Here is a 20,052-nt window from a genome sequence, read left to right on the forward strand (position 1 = left end):
AGCCATGGTAACGGCAACAATCCCGCCATGCCGATCGAGCGTTCTTCTCGTGACATCCCCATCGTAAGGGGTGCCCCTTTACGGCTATTATGCCTATCATGGAGCACCCCTAGAAGCAAACGACCGTTTTAAATTGGCGCGACGTCAGAAGGTGAAGACCGCATGGGCGAATATCGACACCTGCAGGTTCCCTTCCTTGTCTGAAAGGCCGGAGAAGGCTGGCAGTGTCTGGACAGCGCCTCGAGGCCCGGGAAGAGGCACTGACGTCGTCACCATGGGAGGAGACATCAACAATGACAGAACACGTAGAGCGCGACAGCATGGACGTCGACGTGGTGATCGTCGGCGCCGGCCCATCCGGGCTCGCGGCGGCCTGCCGACTGATGCAGCAGGCCAATGAAGCCGAACAGGAATTGACCGTATGCGTGGTAGAGAAAGGCTCCGAGGTCGGCGCCCATATTCTCTCCGGCGCCGTCTTCGAACCCCGTGCCCTGCAGGAACTGTTTCCCGACTGGCAGGAACGTGGCGCGCCCCTGACCACCCCGGCCGTACGCGACGAACTCTACCTGCTCAAGGATGCCGAGAAGGCCCAGAAGCTGCCCAATGCCCTGGTGCCCAAGACCATGCACAACACCGGCGGCGACATCACGCGCTACGTGATCAGTGCCGGCAACCTGTGCCGCTGGCTGGCCGAGCAGGCCGAGGAACTCGGCGTAGAGATCTTCCCCGGTTTCGCCGCTCAGGAGATGATCGTCGACGAGGAGGAGACGGTACGCGGGATCATCGTCGGTGACATGGGCGTGGCCGCCGACGGCACCCCGAAGGACGGCCACATGCCGGGCATGGAGCTGCGCGCCAAGTACACACTGTTTGCCGAGGGCGCGCGCGGCCATCTGGGCAAGCGTCTGATCGAGCGTTTCAAGCTCGATGATGGCAAGGACCCGCAGCATTACGGCATCGGCCTCAAGGAACTGTGGGACGTGCCCGCCGAGCAGCACGAACCGGGCCTGGTACTGCATGGCTCCGGCTGGCCGCTGGACAAGCACACTCATGGGGGCTGGTTCCTCTACCATGCCGAGAACCAGCAGGTGGTGGTCGGCCTGATCATGGATCTGGCCTACCAGAACCCCTGGCTGTCGCCCTTCGACGAGTTCCAGCGCATGAAGCACCATCCGGTGCTCAAACCCAGCCTCGAAGGCGGTTCCCGAGTCGCCTATGGCGCCCGCGCCATTACCAAGGGCGGCATCAACTGCCTGCCGAAGATGAGCTTCCCGGGTGGACTGTTGATCGGCTGCGACGCCGGCACTCTGAACTTCGCCAAGATCAAGGGTCTGCACACCGCCATGAAATCCGGCATGGTCGCCGCCGAGACGGTCTTCGAGGCCCTCTCGAGCGGCGATGAGGGCGGCGTCGAGCTGACCGCCTTCACCGACAAGTGGCAGGCCAGCTGGGCGTTCAAGGAACTCGAGGAAAGCGCCAGCTTCGGCCCGGCGGTCCACAAGTACGGTACCGTCGGCGGCGGCGCCTACAACTTCCTCGACCAGCTCCTCGGCGGCAAGCTGCCGACGGTGCACGACACTACACCGGATCACGCGGCACTGAAGAAGGCCGCCGAGTGCGAGAAGATCGAATACCCCAAGCCCGACGGCAAGCTGTCCTTTGACAAGGCCTCCTCGGTGTTTCTCTCCAATACCAATCATGAGGAGGACCAGCCTTGTCACCTGAAACTCGAGGACCCGGATCTGCCGATCCGCGACAACCTGCCTGAATACGCCGAACCGGCAAGCCGCTACTGCCCGGCAGGTGTCTATGAAGTCGTCGAGGATGACGATGGCAAACCGCGGTTCCAGATCAACTTCCAGAACTGCGTGCACTGCAAGACCTGCGACATCAAGGACCCGGCCCAGAACATCACCTGGGTGGCGCCGGAGGGCGGCAGCGGTCCCAACTATCCGAACATGTAACGCGCTACCCTCCTGCGCCTGACGGCGTATCCAAAAGGCCTCGCTCGGATGAACGGGGCCTTTTTCACGTCATGTTCCGCCTCTCAGTCGCCGAGGTAACGGCGTCCTCCCTTCATGACCGCTCGTCGCCTTCGCTCCTCTTCTCCCTCTTCGGGCGTCGTGACCTCATGCCAGGCGGCCACGTCCAGCCAGCCCCGATCGGCCAGCCAGGCGGCGAGGCGCTCGGGCTCGTGGCCACCTTCCAGTTCGGCACCCGCCGCATCCGCCAGGACCGGCAGGCGCGTCCCGTATATCGCCACCAGTGCGTCACTGTCGGCGACCTCCACCCGTTCGAGCCGCACCTCGATATTGGCCAGTCGGGCCAACCAGGCCTCCAGGGCTTCGCAGAGGTGGCAGCCCGTTGTCGTGTATAGAGTCAGATCGATCATCCTCTTCACGCCTCACGCCTCACGCCTCACGCCTTTCGTCACGATGTCGGATCAGAAAGCAGTGATGCAGGTCCGGGCGACGCTTGAAGTCCGGGTCGAAGGTCTTCGCCGAAATGTCTTCCACGATGAACGCCTCGGCAAGGTCGGCATCCAGCTTGAAGCGTCGCTGGTTGTTGGAGAATACCAGGGTGCCGCCGGGTGCGAGCCTCGCCATGGCCAGCCTCACCAGACGACCGTGGTCGCGTTGAACGTCGAGGGTATCGGTCATCTTCTTGGAATTGGAGAAGGTCGGCGGGTCGAGAAAGATCACGTCGAACCGGCCACCGGCCGTTTCCAGCCAGTGAAAGCAATCATCGCGCACCACGCGATGCCGCGACGGATCCAGTCGATTCAGCCGGAAGTTCTCCCGGGCCCAGTCGAGATAGGTATTGGACAGGTCGACGCTGATACTGTCGCTGGCCCCCTGCCCTCCCTGCTTGCCGAGCGCCGCCTGGACGGTAGCCGCGGCGGTGTAGCAGAACAGATTGAGAAAGCGCTTGCCCTCGGCCAGCTCCGCGAGGAGACGACGCACGGGCCGATGGTCGAGGAAGAGCCCTGTATCCAGATAGTCGCGCAGGTTGACCCAGAGTCGAGCATTGCCCTCCTGGACCTCGAAACGCTCGCCACTGGTGCCCTGCTTCTCGTACTGAGATCGTCCGCTCTGGCGTTGACGTTGCTTGATCACCACCCGAGAAGGGTCCACACCGAGCACTTCGGGCATCACGCCGAGCGCTTCGTGCAGGCGCTTCTGTGCCTGACCGGGATCCACGGAGCGCGGCGGTGCATATTCCTGGACATGCACGCGATCCCCATAGATATCGATGGCCAGGGCATACTCGGGCATGTCGGCGTCGTAGAGCCGATAACAGCTTTCCCCGGAACGCTTCAACCATTTGCTCAGTCGCTTGCGATTCTTCACCAGGCGGTTGGCGAACATCTGGGCCCCTTCACTACGAGACGGCTTGTTCGGTGTCGCCTCTTCTGCCTCATCGGTCGCGGCGGGAACCTCCATCAGCAGCAGACGGGCGTCCAGGGGGCCGTTCTTGAACGCATAGTGCTTGTAAGCGCGCAATCCGGTGCGATGACCGAGGTCGGGGTTCGCCGTGAACAGCGCCAGTCGCCAACCGGGGAAAGCGGCACGGGCCCGTTCGCCCAGTTGACCATACAGCTCGACGAGCTCGGGCAGCTCGCCCAACCGCTCGCCGTAGGGAGGGTTGGTGATGATCAGGCCGGGAGGTGTCTCGTCCAGCCCGCCGGGACCTTCGAGTTCGCCGAGCGCCCCGCCGGTCAGTTCGATCAATGCCGGGATGCCCGCCCGCATGGCGTTGGCCTTGGCCGCTGCCAGCGCCGGCGGGCTACGGTCAATACCGAACAGACGATTGCGGCAACGCTTGCGTCCAATGCTCGCCCGCGCCTCGGCCTCGCGCTTGAGTTCGCGCCAACCGGCTTCATCATGGCCGGCCCAACCATGGAAACCGAAGCGTTCACGAAACAGGTTGGGCGCCATGTCGGCGGCCATCATGGCAGCTTCGATCAACAGGGTACCGGCGCCGCACAGCGGATCGACGAGGGGAGCTCCTTGCCGGGCCATCGCCGGCCAGCCGGCACGAATCAACAGCGCCGCCGCCAGGTTCTCCTTGAGTGGTGCATGCCCCGCCCCTCGACGATAGCCGCGCCGGTGCAGGCTCTCCCCCGATAGATCGATGCCCAACGTCAATCGCCCTCGATGCAGGTGGGCGTGGAGACGCAGATCCGGCTCGTGAGGGTCGACCCGAGGACGTGGCTGTCCCTCGGCCAGCAGTCGCTCGACGACGCCGTCCTTGACGGTCTGGGCACCGAAGCGCGTGTGCCGGATGGCGTCACTGCGTCCGTGGAAGTCCACCGCCAGGGTCGAGCCAGCAGGCAGGTGAGCCTGCCAGCCGATGCCCGCACTGACGTCTCGCAGTCGCTCCGGGGTCTCCACGCCATCTTCCCGAGCCAGGCACAGCACCACACGATTGGCCAGTCGTGACCACAGGCAGACGCGATAGGCATCGGCCAGCTCGGCCTGGAAATACACGCCGGCCACCGTTGTCTTGACCGGCTCGGCGCCCAGCGCCGCCAATTCTTCGGCCAGCAAGGCTTCGAGCCCCTTGGGGCAGGTGGCCAGATACGCCCCGGGGGCGGCGGATTGTCTATCGGTCATGGGATATCCATCGACGTGGCCGGATCTCCGGCGCGTTCATGGCAAGCGTATGTACGCCTTGTTACAAATCATCGGTCGACAGAAGCGACCGGATTGGGCTATGTATTACTCAGTAGCTACTCGATTATAAACGCATGCGTTCCTGTCCATGGGTCCTGCCACCCCCTCGGTTCCGGTCGAGGGGGTGGTGCAAGGGTCCTGCTCACGGGACCGGTGTCGTACGCACCGGTTTCCATATCGGCACCTTCACCAAGAGGTAGTCCAATGAAACGACAGAAACGTGATCGCTTCCAGCGTGCCTATGTTCATGGGTACAAGGCGGGTCTTTCAGGTCGTTCCCGTGACGACTGTCCAAGTCAGGACATCAATCTACGCGAATACTGGATGAGCGGTTGGCGTGAAGGTCGTGGGGATCAGTGGTCCGGCATGACGGGTGTTTCCGGTATCCACAAGAACCCCATGGTGGTCTGATTCCCGACCATCGTTTCGTCAGACACGATGACGACCCGTCAAGCCCATGGTGCTGCCATGGGCTTTTTTCATTTCCCGCTGTCATCCCGCCTTGCCTGAAGCGCTCGTGCACATTCTCCCACCAGGGCCGGCCCACGATAGATGAACCCCGAGTAGAGCTGTACCAGATCGGCCCCCGCCTCCTGCTTCTGCAGCGCAGCCGCACCACTGTCGACTCCCCCCACGCCGATGATCGGCACGTCCGGCAGCCGGCGACGCAATGCTCGAATCACCGCGTTGGAAGGTTCGAACACCGGTCGTCCGGAAAGCCCGCCCTGCTCCTCGGCTCCCGGCAAGCCCGCCACCGACTCCCGTGACACGGTGGTATTGGTGGCGATCGCCGCGTCGATACCATGGGTCTCCAGGCTGTTCGCCACCAGGGCGACCTCCTCTTCGGTCATGTCCGGGGCAATCTTCACCGCCAGTGGGACGCGCCGACCGGCAGCACGGTCGAGCGCGAAACTTTCCTCGCGCAATGCTCCCAGCAACTGATCGAGGTGTTCACCGAACTGCAGGTTGCGCAGGCCCGGTGTGTTGGGCGAGGAGATATTCACCGTGACGTAGTGGGCATGCGCATGCACCTTGCGCAGGCAATGCAGGTAATCATCCACCGCCCGTTCCACGGGCGTCGTCAGGTTCTTGCCGATGTTGATGCCGATGACCCCGCGATAACGCGCGCGGCGCACCCGTTCGACCAGATGGTCGACACCGGCATTGTTGAACCCCATGCGGTTGATGATCGCCTCCCCCTCCGGCAAGCGAAACAGCCGTGGACGAGGATTGCCGTCCTGAGGCCTCGGGGTCACGGTGCCCACTTCGACGAAGCCGAAACCCAGCGCGCCCAGCGCATCCAGGTGGTCGGCATTCTTGTCGAGCCCCGCCGCCAGGCCGATCCGGTTGGGAAACGTCAGCCCCATCAGCGTCACCGGGTCGTCCACGTTCCCCGTACCGAGGTGCTTCGCCAGACCGAGACGATGCGCCAGGTCCAGCGCCGACAGCGTCACGCCATGAGCCTTCTCGGCATCGAGTCGAAACAGCAGCGAACGGGCAAGCGAATACATGACGGCTCCAGGCAAGCGATAGACAAAACGGGCGCGAGTATAGCGCAGCCGCCCTCCGACGACGAAATTCACGACCGTCCCATCCCGCCGATCGTCCCCATATCGCACGCCTTTTATGGTCTACTTGAGACGCGGGCGGGCAACAAGCCCGCTAGCCATGATGACGCGCCGCCAGGGAGACGGACATGACCGATACGACCGAAACGCTGGAACACCGCCTGTCGCGCATTCATCTGGCCCTCGAACAGGAACGACTGGAATGGGTCGATGATGTCATCGCCGACCTCGAGCCCGCCGAGGTCGCCCTGTTGCTGGAATCCCTGCCGCCCAACGAGCGATTCCGGCTCTGGGAGCAGGTTCCCCAGGAAGTCGACGGCGAGGTGTTGCTGCACGTCCACGACGAGGTCCGTACGACGCTGATCGAGGACATGGACCACGCCGAGATCGTCGCCGCCACGGCGGGACTGGACACCACCGATCTGGCCGAACTGTTCGAGGATCTGCCGCGCCAGGTCGCCGAAGACATGCTGCGTTCCATGGACGAACTGCAGCGCACGCGCCTGCAGGAAACGCTGGCCTTCGAGGAAGATAGCATCGGCCGTTTGATGCGCACCGACACCATTGCCGTGCGCGCGGATGTCAGCCTGGAAACGGTACAACGCTTCCTGCGCTGGAAAGAGGCGGTCCCCGACAATACCGACGCCCTGATGGTGGTCGACCGCGATGGCCGCTTCATGGGCGTGCTGTCGCTGGCACGTCTGGTGTCCAATGACCCGGACATGGCCGTGGCCAACCTGATGGACAGCGAGGTGGACAGTATCCAGGTGACCATGAAGTCGCGTGATGTCGCCACCCTCTTCCAGACCCACGACCTGGTCTCGGCGCCGGTAGTGGATGGACGGGGCATGCTGCTCGGCCGGGTCGTCATCGACGATATCGTCGACGTGATTCGCGAGGATTCCGAGCAGGCGTTGATGAACATGGCCGGTCTCGACGAAGAAGAGGATCTGTTCGCCCCGGTGCTGCCCAGCGCCCGGCGTCGGGCCGTCTGGCTCGGTATCAACCTGCTGACGGCCTTCCTGGCCGCCTGGGTCATCGGCCTGTTCGAGAACGCCCTGGAGCAGGTCGTCGCCCTGGCGGTCCTGATGCCCATCGTGGCCAGCATGGGCGGCATTGCCGGCAGTCAGACGCTGACCCTGGCCATTCGCGGACTGGCACTCGGTCAGATCAGTCGCACCAACAGCAACTGGCTGTTGCGCAAGGAGGTCGGCATCGCCGCCTTGAATGGCCTGCTCTGGGCGCTGGTCGTGGCGTTGCTGGCGGTACTCTGGTTCGGCAGCCTGGCCATCGGCGGCATCATCGCCGTGGCACTGATCATCAACATGCTGGCCGCTGGCGTGGCGGGCATCGCCATCCCGCTGCTGCTTCGCCGTCTCGGCATCGATCCGGCACTCTCGGGTTCGGTGGTATTGACCACGGTTACCGATGTGATCGGCTTCATGTCCTTTCTGGGGCTGGCCACGATCTTCTTGCTGTAGGGGGTACCTGAAAAGCCGGAGGGTCATCTGCAACACAAGAAGGGCGCCGCTTCGGCGCCCTTCTTGTGTTCGCAGGTTTCATGGCCAGGGCACCTCCATCGAGGCGCCCTTCGCTCAGAGGGTGTTTCCAAAAGTCACGAGCGACGGCCAGGCCAGGCGAAATCAGCCGAAAAAGCGGAGTTTACGAGCTGGTAAATGAGCATTTTGAGGCTGATTTCAACGCCGCATGGGCGAGCGCAGTAATTTGTAAACACCCTCTCAGTCATCGCTGCTGCTTTCCGCCAGGTCCACCAGCTCACGAACCGCCACGGCGAACAGCGGGAAGCCTCCCTGGCTGCCGCTGCCCACTTCCTCGAGCAGATGGCGCCAGCGCTGGTGCATGCCTTCATGCTGGTTCAGCCAGCGTTCGACGCGCTCGGCACTGTCACGCGGGCCTCCCTGCATTCCCAGCACACTGGCGGTCAAGGCCAGCTGCTGACGATCGATATCGTCACGGAAGGTATCTCGCGCCTTGGCTTGCCACCCGTCGCGGACTTCAAGACGGGTGACCTGCTGGATGATCCAGGGCAGCTCCAGGCGAGCACCGACCTCGTAGAAGATCTCGGCGACCCGCTGGGGCTTGTCATCGGTCTGGCGCGCCGTCTGAATGATACCGAGCGCGGCGTAGAGGCTGCCCGACGCCGCCACGGTGGACGCCAACGCCTCGGGGACACCCGCCTTCACCAGCTCCTGACGACGTGCCGACCATTGCTCCTGTTCCTCGCCACGCAGTCGCTTGCCGATATTTTCCTGAAGTTGCGCCAGCCGCGGAGCGAAGTAGTCGATGGTATCCCGGGTGTTCATGCCGGTGCGCTGGCGCAGGAACCAGCGCGTGGAGCGACGCAGCATGCGCATCAGATCGAGCATCATCGAGTACTGCACCTGGCTCGGCACCTTGTTGTCCAGCGCCTCGATCTGCTCCCACAGGCGCGGCAGCTGGAAGCTGTCGCGAGCGATCACATAGGCCCGCGCGATATCGGCACGATCGGCGCCGGTGGAGTCCATCAGGCGACGCACGAAGACCACGCCCATATGATCGACCAGGTCATTGGCCACCTGCGTGGCGACGATCTCGCGCTTCAGTCGATGCTCGTACATCTCGTCGCGATAGCGCTCGCCCAGCACCGACGGGAAGACACGCTCGACGAAGCGCATGATGGTCGGGTCATCGGGGACGTCCGAGGCGATCAAGTCCCCCTTGAGCACGCTCTTGGCGTAAGAGATCAACACCGACAGCTCCGGCTGGGTCATCCCCTGCTCATGCTGGGTGCGCTCGAGCAGCTCGTCATCGGAGGGCAGGAACTCGAGTTCACGATCGATCTGACCGGCCGCCTCCAGCTCGCTGATGAAGCGGCGGAAGGGGCCGATACCCTGACGCGACAGCAGCTCGGCGAGATCCAGCGCCTGGGTCTGGCGGTAGTTGTCCAGCAGCACCAGTTCGCTGACTTCACCGGTCATGTCGGCAAGCAGCTGATTGCGCTGCTTCTCGGTCATGTCGCCCCGCGACACCACCTCGTCGATGAGGATCTTGATGTTGACCTCATGGTCGGAGCAGTTCACGCCGCCGGCGTTGTCGATGAAGTCGGTATAGACCCGCACTCCCCTGGCAGCGGCCTCCATGCGTCCGCGCTGGGTCAGGCCGAGGTTGCCGCCCTCGCCGACGACTCGACAGTTGAGTTCGCGACCATCGATACGCAGGGCATCGTTGGCCTTGTCGCCGACCTCGGCATCGGTTTCCTCGCTGCCCTTGACGTAGGTACCGATCCCGCCATTCCAGAGCAGGTCGACCCTGGAAACCAGCATGGCGTGGATCAGCTCGTTGGGCGACAGCTTGTCCTCGCGAATGCCGAAGACCTTCTTCATCTGCGGTGTGATGGTGATCGACTTGGCGCTGCGCGGAAAGATACCGCCGCCCTCGGAGATCAGCTCGGTATTGTAGTCTTCCCAGCTGGAGCGCGGCATGTCGAACAGGCGCTGGCGTTCGGCGAAGCTCGACGCCGCGTCCGGGGTCGGATCGACGAAGATATGCAGATGGTTGAAGGCACCTACCAGGCGAATCTTGTCGGAAAGCAGCATGCCATTACCGAAGACGTCGCCGGCCATGTCGCCGATGCCGACCACGCTGAACTCATCTTCCTGGGTATTGATGCCCAGGCCGCGGAAATGACGCTTGACCGACTCCCAGGCGCCCTTGGCGGTAATCGCCATCTTCTTGTGGTCATAGCCGTTGGCGCCCCCGGAGGCGAAAGCATCACCGAGCCAGTGACCGTATTCGGTGGAGATTTCGTTGGCGATATCGGAGAAGGTCGCCGTGCCCTTGTCGGCAGCCACCACCAGATAGGGGTCGTTATCATCGTGGCGCACCACGTCACGGGGCGGCACGACCTCGCCACCGGCCAGGTTGTCGGTGACATCCAGCAGGGCACGAATGAAGATCTGGTAACAGGCGATGCCTTCCTTCTGGGTCGTCTCGCGGTCCGCACCTTCCGGCATGCGCTTGCAGACGAAACCGCCCTTGGCCCCCATCGGTACGATCACCGCGTTCTTGACCTGCTGGGCCTTGACCAGGCCGAGCACCTCGGTGCGGAAATCCTCGTGGCGATCGGACCAGCGCAGCCCGCCCCGGGCGACCTTGCCGCCACGCAGGTGCACGCCCTCGACACGCGGTGAACAGACGAAGATCTCGTAGGCCGGGCGCGGCTTGGGCATGCCGGATACCCGAGAGGGCTCGAGCTTGAAGGCGAGATAGTCCTTGTAGCGACCTTCTTCGGTACGCTGGTAATAGTTGGTCCGCAGAGTCGCCTTGATCAACTCCATGTAGCGACGCAGGAGTTGGTCGTCATTGAGACTCGGCACGTCATCGAGCAGCGCCAGGATGCGCGACTCGCACTCCTCAATGTCCTCTTCGCCGGGGCGCTCGGCCGGATCGAAGCGGAGCTCGAACAGAGACACCAGCTCGCGGGTGATCTCCGGGTGGCTGCCCAGGGTGGTGGCGATATAGTCCTGGGACATGCCGAAGCGAATCTGCTTCAGATAGCGCGCATAGGCGCGCAGCATCGCCACCTCGCGCCAATCGAGATTGGCCCCGATGATCAGCCGGTTGAAGGCGTCGTTATCCGCCTCTCCGGCCCAGATCCGCTGGAAGGCTTCGATGAAGGGGCCACGCATCTCCTGGAGGTTCATTTCCACACTGGTGTGATGCTCCAGGGTGAAGTCGTGAATCCAGTAGGCCGCATCACTGGCCTGAACCTCGTAAGGCCGCTCTCCGAGCACCCTCAGGCCCAGGTTTTCCATCATCGGCAGCACATCGGACAGCGGAATCGGCGCATCAGGGTGGAAAAGCTTGAGGTTGACGCCACTGCCCTCTTCCTCGATCAATCGATACAGCGACAGCGCCAGCGACCCACCCTCATCGAGCTCCCCGATATGCTGCAGGTCATAGACGGCGGTGCGAGCACTGAAGGCCTCGCGGTAACTGGCCGGGAAGGCATCGCGGAAGCGGCTCATCAACAGATTGGCGTTCTCCTCGCCGAACCCCTCGATGGCGGCGTTGAGCAGGTCGTCACGCCAGTTGCGCGCCAGCTTGACCAGCTTTTCCTCCAGGCGCTTGATGTCATACTCCGTCGGCGTTTCGCCGTTGAAGCGCAGGATGAACTGGATACGCGCCAGCACCGATTCGGAGAGATAGGTATTGAAATCGCCGAAGGTGGCATCGAGCTCTTCGCAGAGCAGCTCCTGGAGCCGCACCCGCAGTTCGGTGGAAAAGACATCGCGCGGCACAAACACCAGGCAGGAATAGAACTTGCCGAAGGTGTCCTCGCGAATGAACAACCGCACGCGGCGACGTTCGCGGATATCGAGAATGCCCAGCGCCGTCTGCGCCAGCTCATCGATGTCGATCTGGAACAGGTCATCGCGCGGATAGACCTCGAGAATCTGCAGCAGCTGCTTGCCGTTGTGCCCCTTGGGGCTGAAGCCGGCAATATCCATCACCGCCTGGAGCTTGCGACGCAGGATCGGAACGTTGCGCGGCGACTCGTTGTAGACCGTGGCGGTGAACATGCCGAGGAAACGCCGTTCGCCGATCACCCGCCCCTGATCGTCATAGCGATCGATGGAAATGTAGTCGGGATAGGTCGGCCGGTGGATCCTGGCGTGGTGGGCGCTCTTGGCGAACGACATCAGCTGTGGCATCGGCACGTAGTGATCGCCTTCGACGCCCAGGTCGGTGCGGATGCGCTCGTGATAACGCGGCTGATCCAGGCGGAAGACCCCGAGTTCGCTGTTCTCGACCTTATCGAGGCGCTGGCGCCCCTGGTCTTCGCGCACCTCATACTCGTCGTAGCCCAGGAAAGTGAAGTTGTCCTGGAGCAGCCACTGCAGGAACTCGATGGCTTCCCGGTGATCCGCCGGGTCGACCTGAGAGGGCTTGATGGCCTCGAGCTCCTGGACAGCCGCCTGGACCTGCTCACGCATGGGGTCGAAGTCTCCCACCGCGGTCCGGACCTCGCGCAGCACTTCCTGCAGACTGGACTCGATTTCCTCGAGATCATCCGGGTTGGAGTGCCGGTCGACCTCGATGGCGATCAAGGATTCACGCGCCGCCGGGGCCCCGTCTTCTTCCGGAGAGGCAAAGCGTTGCAGATGCCCTGCGTCGTCACGGGCTACCGACAGCACGGCATTGTGAATGGCATGAACGGTCATGCCGCGTCGGTTCAATTCCACACGCACCGAATCGACGAGAAACGGCATGTCTTCGTGAAGCACGGCGATGAACGTATGAGTGGATTGCCAGCCATGCTCCTCGAAGTCCGGGTTGAGTACCCGAACCTTGGGGGTCGCGGGATCGAACTGCTGGATGAAATGCCACACCGACAGAGTCGCGCCATAGAGATCGTCCAGCCGTCGGTCGGCCAGGTCCTCGAGGGGAACGGCGGCATAGAAGAGGCGAGCGAAGGTGTCGACCGTGATGGCCTTGTCCTTGTCCAGACGGCTCTGCAGCCGTTCCTTGAGCTGCTTGAGAAGATCCAGACGGGTCTCCTCCTGTGCGACGTGTAGCATCAATCACCTCGACTGCCAGGGGCCACCAGCGGTGGCCGAAAATACAAGATGGGGGACGGGCGTTTCGTTCAGTATTTCCCTTGGCCCCGGAGGTTACGCCAATCAACGCCTCATCCCCAGCAACATGCCCCTTTGCTCATGGCGCATGTCGGTTGCGCATCGCGCCTTGACAAGGCCAATGCACTTAAGACAAAGGTCGCAATCAGGCGCGTCGCTCCAGCAGCACCCCGCATTCGCAATGGTGCGTCCAGGGGAACTGGTCGAAGAGCGCGAAACGCGTCACGTCATGTGTCTGCGTCAATGTCTCCAGATTCTGCGCCAACGTATCCGGGTTGCATGAAATATAGACGATACGCTCATACTCGCTCAGTTGGCGACAGCTCGCCTCGTCGAGTCCTGCGCGTGGCGGGTCCACCAGCACCGTGGAAAAATCGTGCTCGCCGAGTGCCCAGGCCTCGACACGCCGGCCTCCCTTCTCGCCCTTGAGGGCCTGGGTGAACTCCTCGGCGGACATGCGCCCCACCGTCACGTTGTCGATGGCATTGGCGTCGAGATTTTCCCGGGCACTGGCCACCGAGGTGCGCGATATTTCGGTGGCCAGGACGCGTCGGAAATTGCCGGCCAGGGCCACCGTGAAATTGGCGTTTCCGCAATACAGCTCGACCAGATCACGTTGCTGGCTGCCGGCGGTGACGTCCCGCGCCCAGGCAAGCATGGCGCGACAGATTTCGGCGTTGGGCTGGGTGAAGCTGTTCTCGACCTGCTGATAATGCAGACGACGACCATCGACCTCGAGACATTCCCAGACATGGTCACGGGTCAGGACTCGCCGCTGCTTGCGGGCGCGCCCGATGATCATGATGTCGAGAGCCTGCTCGAGCTCGCGTGCAGCGTCGTCCCAGGCCTCGTCGAGCTGACGATGATAGATCAGGGTGACCAGCGCCTCGCCGGACAGGGTGGTGAGGAACTCGACCTGGAACAACTTGCGTCGCAGTATCGGTCGATCACGTACCGCATCAAGCAGTTGCGGCATCAGCTCGTTGATGCGTCGGCCGGCGACCGGATAGTCGTCAAGGCGCACCACCCGCTTCTTGCCGGGTTCGTCGGGATCGACTTCGAACATGGCATAGAAGAGGTCATCACCCTCGTGCCAGAGACGAAATTCGCAACGCTGGCGGTAGTGACTGGGCGGCGAGGGATAGACCTCGAGCGCTGGAGGTGCAAAAGGTGCAAAGGTCTCGACGAGACGTGCGCGCTTGGCATCGAGCTGCTCGTCATAGCGGGGAGGATCGACAACGGGAATGGCCACGGTGGCTCCTGATGATCGGAATGGGTAACGATGAGGCGGAAGTGGATGAAACGGCCTGGCGCGCATCAGGCCAACGGCAACAAGCGGGTCTCGGTGAAGCCGAACCCGGACAGTCCCCGAGCCAGGGCCTCGGAGGGTGCGGTGACCCAGCCCGTCTCGCTGCCCCGATGCCGGTCATGGCCGGCCATCACCTGACCGGCGCGACGGGCGATAGCATCCCCTGAGTCGACCCATCGCACGTGTCGCGGAGCCGCCTCGATGAGGCCCTCGCGCAGCAGGGGGAAATGCGTGCAGCCCAGCACCATGGTATCCAGGCTCGGCATCTCCGCCAGCGGTGCCAGCGTCCGAAGCAGAACATCCGGATCGGGACTCGAGCCCATTACCCGACGCTCGGCCTCGGCCACCAGGGGGTCGGCGGCCATGCGCGTCACTCGGCAGTCTCCTGCGAACTCTCGAATCAGGCGCAGGGTATAGGGGCGCGCCACGGTGGCGCTGGTCGCCAGCAGTCCGATATGACGGGTCTCGCTCATCCCGGCCGCCGGCTTGATCGCCGGCACGGTACCGACCACCGGCACCGCCAGGTGTGCGCGCAGTGCCTCGAGTGCCAGGGTACTGGCCGTGTTGCAGGCCACCACCAGTCCGGCGCAACCACTGGCCGCCACCGCGGCGCCGCAGACCTCGAGGATGCGCGCTACCAGCCAATCATCCTCACGCACGCCATAGGGCATCATGGCGTTGTCGCAGGCATAGGCCAGCGCTGCCTCGGGGAGCCGTCGGCGCAGCGATGCCACCACCGACAAGCCGCCCACGCCGGAATCGAACACCAGGATCGGCCCGGACATCAGCGCGCCCTCGCGTCAGCCCCGGCCCTGAAAGGGCCGGGGAACGACAGGATGGCAAGAGCCGGGGGGCTCGGGTGATGGTGCATGGCGTCGCGTCTCGTCATGAAGTGCGACGCATTCTACCTCAGAGCGAGGCAGACGCTGAAGGTGATCAGGTCACCGGCTCTGGTGCATCACGCAACTCGGCGTAGAGTTCCGGATAGGCCGCCTGCAACCGCTCCAGCTCCGCGGCAGCACCGGCCGGCAGGGCTTCGGCGAGGTTGTCGAGGTCCGTGTCGTTGAAATGTTCGCGGATCAATGGAAAGAGTTGCTCGCGCTCCTCGCGCAGATAGTTGCGATGCGCATCGAGATATCCCTTGAGGTCGTCTGCAAAGCAGTCCATCGGCACCACGGCGTCCATCAGGATCATGTCGAGATCATTGGACAGTCGCTTCAGACGGGCGCGAAGGGCACGATAATCCCTGGACAAGCGCTCGGTGACGTCATCGCATTCCGGCGCCCGCTCGCGCAGGCGTTCCGTGCAGATCTCTTCCAGCGGCATGGTGAAACCATCCATGTAATCGAGGATATAATCCACGACTTCGCGCACCAGTTGGAAGTTGGGACGTTCACCGCCAGCCAGGGTCTTCTGCTTGAGCTGCAGAACGTGCAACATGCGCGCCATATTGGCATGATCCTGACGCAGTTGGTTCAGCATGGGCATGGCGAAGGCCTCCTCTGTATCGGACATGGACGGAAGGCACCTTGAGTTGGACGCGCCTTCTCGGCATGGGTTCCCCAAGTCGGGACGACGGAGTTATCAAGCTAGACCCTGGACGCCATCTTTGCCCATTCCCGCCCATCATGTCTTTCAATCGGCAGCCTCAAGGAGCCATTCATGGACTTGTTCCAGCAAGCCGCTTCCGACCAGCATGCGCCTCTGGCCTGGCGCATGCGGCCTCGTCGCCTCGCCGACTACGTGGGGCAGCAGGCACTGGTCGGCCCGGGCAAACCGGTTCGACGCATGGTCGAGACCGGCGCGATACGCTCGATGATCCTGTGGGGGCCGCCCGGCACCGGCAAGACCACCCTGGCGGAGATACTGGCCGAAGAGTCCGGTGCCCATCTGGAGCGACTCTCGGCGGTGATGGCAGGTGTCAAGGACATCCGCGAAGCCGTCGACCGTGCCAGGACCGCCCAGGGCCAGGATCGCGGCACCCTGCTGTTTCTCGACGAGATCCACCGGCTCAACAAGAGTCAGCAGGACGCCCTGCTGCCCCATGTGGAATCGGGCCTGCTGACGCTGATCGGCGCCACCACCGAGAACCCGTCATTCGAGGTCAACTCCGCTCTGCTGTCGCGGGCCAGGGTGCATGTCCTCAAGGCGCTCACCGATGACGACGTGGCCGAGGTACTGCGACATGCCCTCGCCGACGAGCCCCGAGGCCTGGGTGCCCGACGCATCGCCGTGGATGACGAGGTCCTGGGCCTGCTCGCCCGAGCCGCCGCCGGCGACGCCCGGCGTGCCCTGGGACTGCTGGAGACTGCCTGCGACTTCACCGAACCCGCCGGTGATGGTGAGCGACTGCCCCGCGAGGCACTGGAAGACATCATCGGCCATCAGGCCAGTGCCTTCGACAAGCAAGGCGACCACTTCTACGACCTGCTGTCGGCCATCCACAAGTCGGTGCGCTCCTCGCGCCCTGACGCCGCCCTGCTGTATATCGCGCGTTTCATGCAGGGCGGTGGCGACCCCCTGGACGTGATTCGTCGCCTCACCGCCATTGCCTCGGAAGATGTCGGCAATGCCGACCCCCGTGCCCTGCCGCTGGCCATGTCGGCCTGGGACGCCTACCTGCGCCTGGGCGACTACGAAGGTCAGCGCGCCATCGCTCACGTCGCCATCCATCTTTCCGTTGCCCCCAAGAGCAATGCCATCGACCAGGCCTGGAAGCGAGCCAAGCAGTTCGTCGCTGCCCAGCCGCGTCTCGAGGTGCCCACTTACCTGCGCAATGCGCCAACCCGACTGATGGAATCCCTCGGCCACGGCGAGGGCTATCGTTACGCCCACCACGAACCCAACGGCTACCCGGCGGGCAGCCAACATGATTGTTGGCCGGACGAGATCCCCTTCGAACGCTTCTTCGAGCCCAGCGAATATGGCCAGGAAAAGCGCTTCCAGCAAATGCAGGCCTGGCGGGCCAGTCTCGACGAGGCGGCGGATCGAGGAGAGGACTGAATCACAGCGGTGCGGTCAGGAAGTCCACTGCTCTGGCGTCATTGGTATAGGCCACGTTGATCCGCAGCCAGGGCGAGTCATCGGCATCGGGCAGAAAGACCTGGCCCGGCGACAGGCGTATGCCTTGCCGGCGCGCCCGCGTCACCAGCTCGCCGGACGACGCGACGGCCGGGTGACGCACCCACAGGAACATGCCACCCCGGGGCGCGGCGTACATCTCCCAGCCCCCCTCCCGCACCAGTTGCATGGCAGTGGCCATCTGCTCGGCGAGCCTGACCCTCAAGCGCTCCATCAACTTGCGATAGGCACCATTTCGCAGCAGGGCCGTCACCACCTGCTCGGCGAAGGGCGAGGTCGCGATATTGCTCAGCATCTTCACGTCGACCAGTGGCTTGAGCAGCTCGGGAGGCGCGGCGATGAAACCGACACGCAGCGAACAGGACAGGCTCTTGGAAAAAGAGCCAACGTAGATCACCCGACGTATACCGTCCAGCGAGGCCAGCCGGGTCGATGGGCGGTGCTGGAAATCGGCGTAGATATCATCTTCGACGATCCGCATGTCATGTCGCTCGGCCAACTGCAGAATGCGATGGGCCGCGGCAGGGCTAAGCGTGGTACCGGTCGGATTGTGGAAGACGCTGTTGCAGAAGAACAGTTTCGGAGCGTATCGCTGGAGCAATGCCTCGAGATGTTCGGGATCCGGGCCTTCCGCCGTGCGCCGCACCCCGACGATCCTGACACGATGCAAGTGCAGCAGGCCGAACAGGTTGTAATACCCCGGCGTCTCGACAAAGACGGTGTCACCGGGGCGCAGTAACCAGCGCACGATGATATCCAGGGCCTGGCTGCCCCCACCGGTCATGAGCAGCTGGTTGGCATCGACATCGACAGCCAGCCGTCTCAACCGCTCCTGTATCAGGGCACGCAGTTCCGGCGACCCGAGCGGCGTGCTGTAATCGAAGAGGCCGCTCGACGGCCCCCGCGTCACCTGACGCACGGCATGAGCGAATGCTTCCTCCTCCCGCCAGTCACCGGGCAGCCAGCCACAGCCCAGTCTCAGGGAGCCGCCCGCGTCCTGGAACTGACTCCACATCTCGCCCGACACATCCGCCATGCCACTGCGCGCACCCTGCTCGTCCGCATCGATGACGCGTTCGGCAACATAGAACCCCGCTCCCGGACGTGAGCACACCCAGCCCAGGGCGACGAGTCGCTCGTAGGCCTCGATGACGATATTGCGGCTGACGCCGAGCTCCGCGGATAGGCGTCGAATCGACGGCAGCCGTACACCGCTTGTCCCGTGGCGCTCGATCCACTCCCGGGTTCCCTCGGTCACCTGCTGAACCAGCGGCCTGCCCTCGTCCGGGTCGATCTCCAGGCGCATATTCCCTTCCTCCCTCTTCCATCCACCGTTCCGGAAAACGCCTGAACAGTGTCCGCGAAATCGCTCGTGAGTGTCCCTTATCCGCTGCGGGCATCGGTGAGAGCGTGGCGACTGTCATCTCTACCTTCAGGAACCCTCATGCGCTCTTTCAATGCCTGGCGACTCGCCTTCGCTCTTTGCACCATCACCAGTGCCGTCAATCTCCAGGCACCCTATTACGCGGCCCTCGCCGCCCACGATGAACTTGGCGTCGGCGCTACCTCGCTCGCCTTCGCCGCCTATGTGGTCGGGATCCTGCCGGTGCTGATCCTGCTCGGCGGCCTCCCCGATCGAGTGGGCCGACGGCCACTGATCATGGTCGCGCTGTGCCTCTGCGGGACCGCCACTACCTTGACCCTGGTCGCGCCTGGCGTCGCCAGTCTGGGCATCGCCCGCTTGTTGATGGGCATCGCCGCCGCTCTGACCTCGATATCGGCTCCCGCCTACATGCTAGCGTTATTCGGCACCTCGGACAGCCGGCGCCCGACGAATTGGGTCACGGCCAGTACATCCCTCGGCTTCGGACTGGGCGCGGCCGTGACCAGCGCCTTTCTGTTGCATGAGCCGAGCCTGACGCCACCCAGCCTGGGGGCGTATCTCGTCATGGCAGGACTCGCGCTGATACTGCTGCTGGGCCTCGAGGACGCATCGAACGAGGCACCCGGCCGCGCTCCTTTCCTGCGACTTCCCGCCTACCCGACGGGCAGCCTGCCGTTCGGTCTGTCGATTCTGCTGGCCTGGGCCACCACCGGGCTGGTCATCGCCATTCTTCCTGCGACACTCGGCCAGCATGGCCTGTCCGACTGGTCTGGGTTCGTGACCCTGGGCATCTGCAGCGGTGGCGTGCTGTTCCAACCCATGGCGAGGCGCCTGAGCGCCGTGGCCTCCGTCCGGCTTGGCCTGCTCATCCTGCCGCTGGCTTACGCGATGATCGCCTGGGGCGCGCTCGCGGGCAGCCTCGGCAGCGTTCTGGCCGGAGCCCTGGCCGCCAGCAGTGCCTGCTACGGTTTCATCTATCTCGGCGGCCTGAGCGGCGTTCTCGATGCGGCCGATGGTCAGCACGCCCGTGCCAGTGCCGGTTTCTTCCTGATGGCCTATATCGGCTTCAGCCTTCCGGTCGTGGTGACCGGCACCCTGGTGGACCTGTTCGGCCATGCGACGGCCCTGACGCTGTTCGGCACGCTCTTGCTCGTCTCGACACTCGTGCTGAATCGGCACCTCGCATCCCGCACTCGTCGCCGCTGTCACGCGGCCTGACGGGATCGACAATGACATCGCCCCCGCCGGCTGTACCCGACGGGGGCGATGAGGAAGCGGACGATGCGACTCAGGGGGTGTTTACAAAACAGGTGAACGAAGGCAAGACAAGGCGAAATTGAGTGAAAAAGCGCAGTTTACGATGGGTAAATGAGCATTTTGAGGTCAATTTCAACGC

The 20,052-nt window shown here is 63.6% G+C and carries 13 protein-coding genes; 5 read left to right on the plus strand and 8 right to left on the minus strand.

What is annotated here, in order from left to right:
• Positions 1 to 293 precede the first annotated feature (293 nt).
• A complete protein-coding gene (locus RSO41_RS05375) occupies positions 294 to 1,964 on the plus strand; it encodes an electron transfer flavoprotein-ubiquinone oxidoreductase (RefSeq protein ID WP_315618037.1) in 1,671 nt (556 codons plus the stop codon).
• 83 nt (positions 1,965 to 2,047) lie between these two features.
• Here RSO41_RS05375 and RSO41_RS05380 read toward each other — a convergent pair whose 3' ends face one another.
• Positions 2,048 to 2,392: a glutaredoxin family protein gene (locus RSO41_RS05380; protein WP_315618038.1), complete on the minus strand. Its 345-nt coding sequence runs from the start codon at positions 2,390 to 2,392 to the stop codon at positions 2,048 to 2,050.
• A 19-nt stretch (positions 2,393 to 2,411) separates the two neighbouring features.
• The gene (gene rlmKL / locus RSO41_RS05385) at positions 2,412 to 4,616 is read right to left on the minus strand and encodes a bifunctional 23S rRNA (guanine(2069)-N(7))-methyltransferase RlmK/23S rRNA (guanine(2445)-N(2))-methyltransferase RlmL (RefSeq protein WP_315618039.1); all 2,205 of its coding nucleotides are present in this window, start codon (positions 4,614 to 4,616) and stop codon (positions 2,412 to 2,414) included.
• 264 nt (positions 4,617 to 4,880) lie between these two features.
• Between rlmKL and rmf the strand changes: the two genes are divergently transcribed.
• Positions 4,881 to 5,087 (plus strand): ribosome modulation factor, encoded by a 207-nt coding sequence (gene rmf, locus RSO41_RS05390; protein ID WP_073292025.1) that lies wholly within the window; start codon positions 4,881 to 4,883, stop codon positions 5,085 to 5,087.
• A gap of 68 nt (positions 5,088 to 5,155) precedes the next feature.
• On the opposite strand, the gene RSO41_RS05395 is transcribed toward rmf, so the two are convergent.
• Entirely contained in the window at positions 5,156 to 6,187 is a 1,032-nt protein-coding gene (locus tag RSO41_RS05395) for a quinone-dependent dihydroorotate dehydrogenase (RefSeq protein WP_315618040.1), read from the minus strand.
• Between the two features lie 185 nt (positions 6,188 to 6,372).
• Between RSO41_RS05395 and mgtE the strand changes: the two genes are divergently transcribed.
• A complete protein-coding gene (gene mgtE, locus RSO41_RS05400; RefSeq protein ID WP_315618041.1) occupies positions 6,373 to 7,725 on the plus strand; it encodes a magnesium transporter in 1,353 nt (450 codons plus the stop codon).
• A 258-nt stretch (positions 7,726 to 7,983) separates the two neighbouring features.
• Here the strand turns inward: mgtE and RSO41_RS05405 are convergent, their stop codons facing one another.
• The 4 genes from RSO41_RS05405 to RSO41_RS05420 all read right to left on the minus strand — a co-directional run bounded on the left by RSO41_RS05405 (position 7,984) and on the right by RSO41_RS05420 (position 15,673).
• On the minus strand, positions 7,984 to 12,825 hold the full coding sequence (locus tag RSO41_RS05405; protein ID WP_315618042.1) for an NAD-glutamate dehydrogenase: 4,842 nt from the start codon (positions 12,823 to 12,825) through the stop codon (positions 7,984 to 7,986).
• A gap of 202 nt (positions 12,826 to 13,027) precedes the next feature.
• Positions 13,028 to 14,134 carry a tRNA (uridine(54)-C5)-methyltransferase TrmA gene (gene trmA / locus RSO41_RS05410; RefSeq protein ID WP_315618043.1) on the minus strand — a complete coding sequence of 369 codons (1,107 nt, stop codon included), beginning with the start codon at positions 14,132 to 14,134 and terminating at the stop codon, positions 13,028 to 13,030.
• Between the two features lie 65 nt (positions 14,135 to 14,199).
• Positions 14,200 to 14,976, minus strand: a complete 777-nt coding sequence (gene murI / locus RSO41_RS05415) for a glutamate racemase (RefSeq protein WP_315618044.1) — start codon at positions 14,974 to 14,976, stop codon at positions 14,200 to 14,202.
• Positions 14,977 to 15,127: 151 nt separating this feature from the next.
• A complete protein-coding gene (locus tag RSO41_RS05420; protein WP_315618066.1) occupies positions 15,128 to 15,673 on the minus strand; it encodes a hemerythrin domain-containing protein in 546 nt (181 codons plus the stop codon).
• Between the two features lie 180 nt (positions 15,674 to 15,853).
• Between RSO41_RS05420 and RSO41_RS05425 the strand changes: the two genes are divergently transcribed.
• On the plus strand, positions 15,854 to 17,194 hold the full coding sequence (locus RSO41_RS05425) for a replication-associated recombination protein A (RefSeq protein WP_315618045.1): 1,341 nt from the start codon (positions 15,854 to 15,856) through the stop codon (positions 17,192 to 17,194).
• A gap of 1 nt (position 17,195) precedes the next feature.
• Here RSO41_RS05425 and RSO41_RS05430 read toward each other — a convergent pair whose 3' ends face one another.
• Positions 17,196 to 18,578 carry a PLP-dependent aminotransferase family protein gene (locus RSO41_RS05430; RefSeq protein ID WP_315618046.1) on the minus strand — a complete coding sequence of 461 codons (1,383 nt, stop codon included), beginning with the start codon at positions 18,576 to 18,578 and terminating at the stop codon, positions 17,196 to 17,198.
• A gap of 138 nt (positions 18,579 to 18,716) precedes the next feature.
• Between RSO41_RS05430 and RSO41_RS05435 the strand changes: the two genes are divergently transcribed.
• Positions 18,717 to 19,874, plus strand: coding sequence for an MFS transporter (locus RSO41_RS05435; protein ID WP_315618047.1), 1,158 nt, complete (start codon positions 18,717 to 18,719; stop codon positions 19,872 to 19,874).
• Positions 19,875 to 20,052: the final 178 nt, after the last annotated feature.

This window comes from Halomonas sp. I1, from assembly GCF_032334135.1.
Classification (GTDB): domain Bacteria; phylum Pseudomonadota; class Gammaproteobacteria; order Pseudomonadales; family Halomonadaceae; genus Halomonas.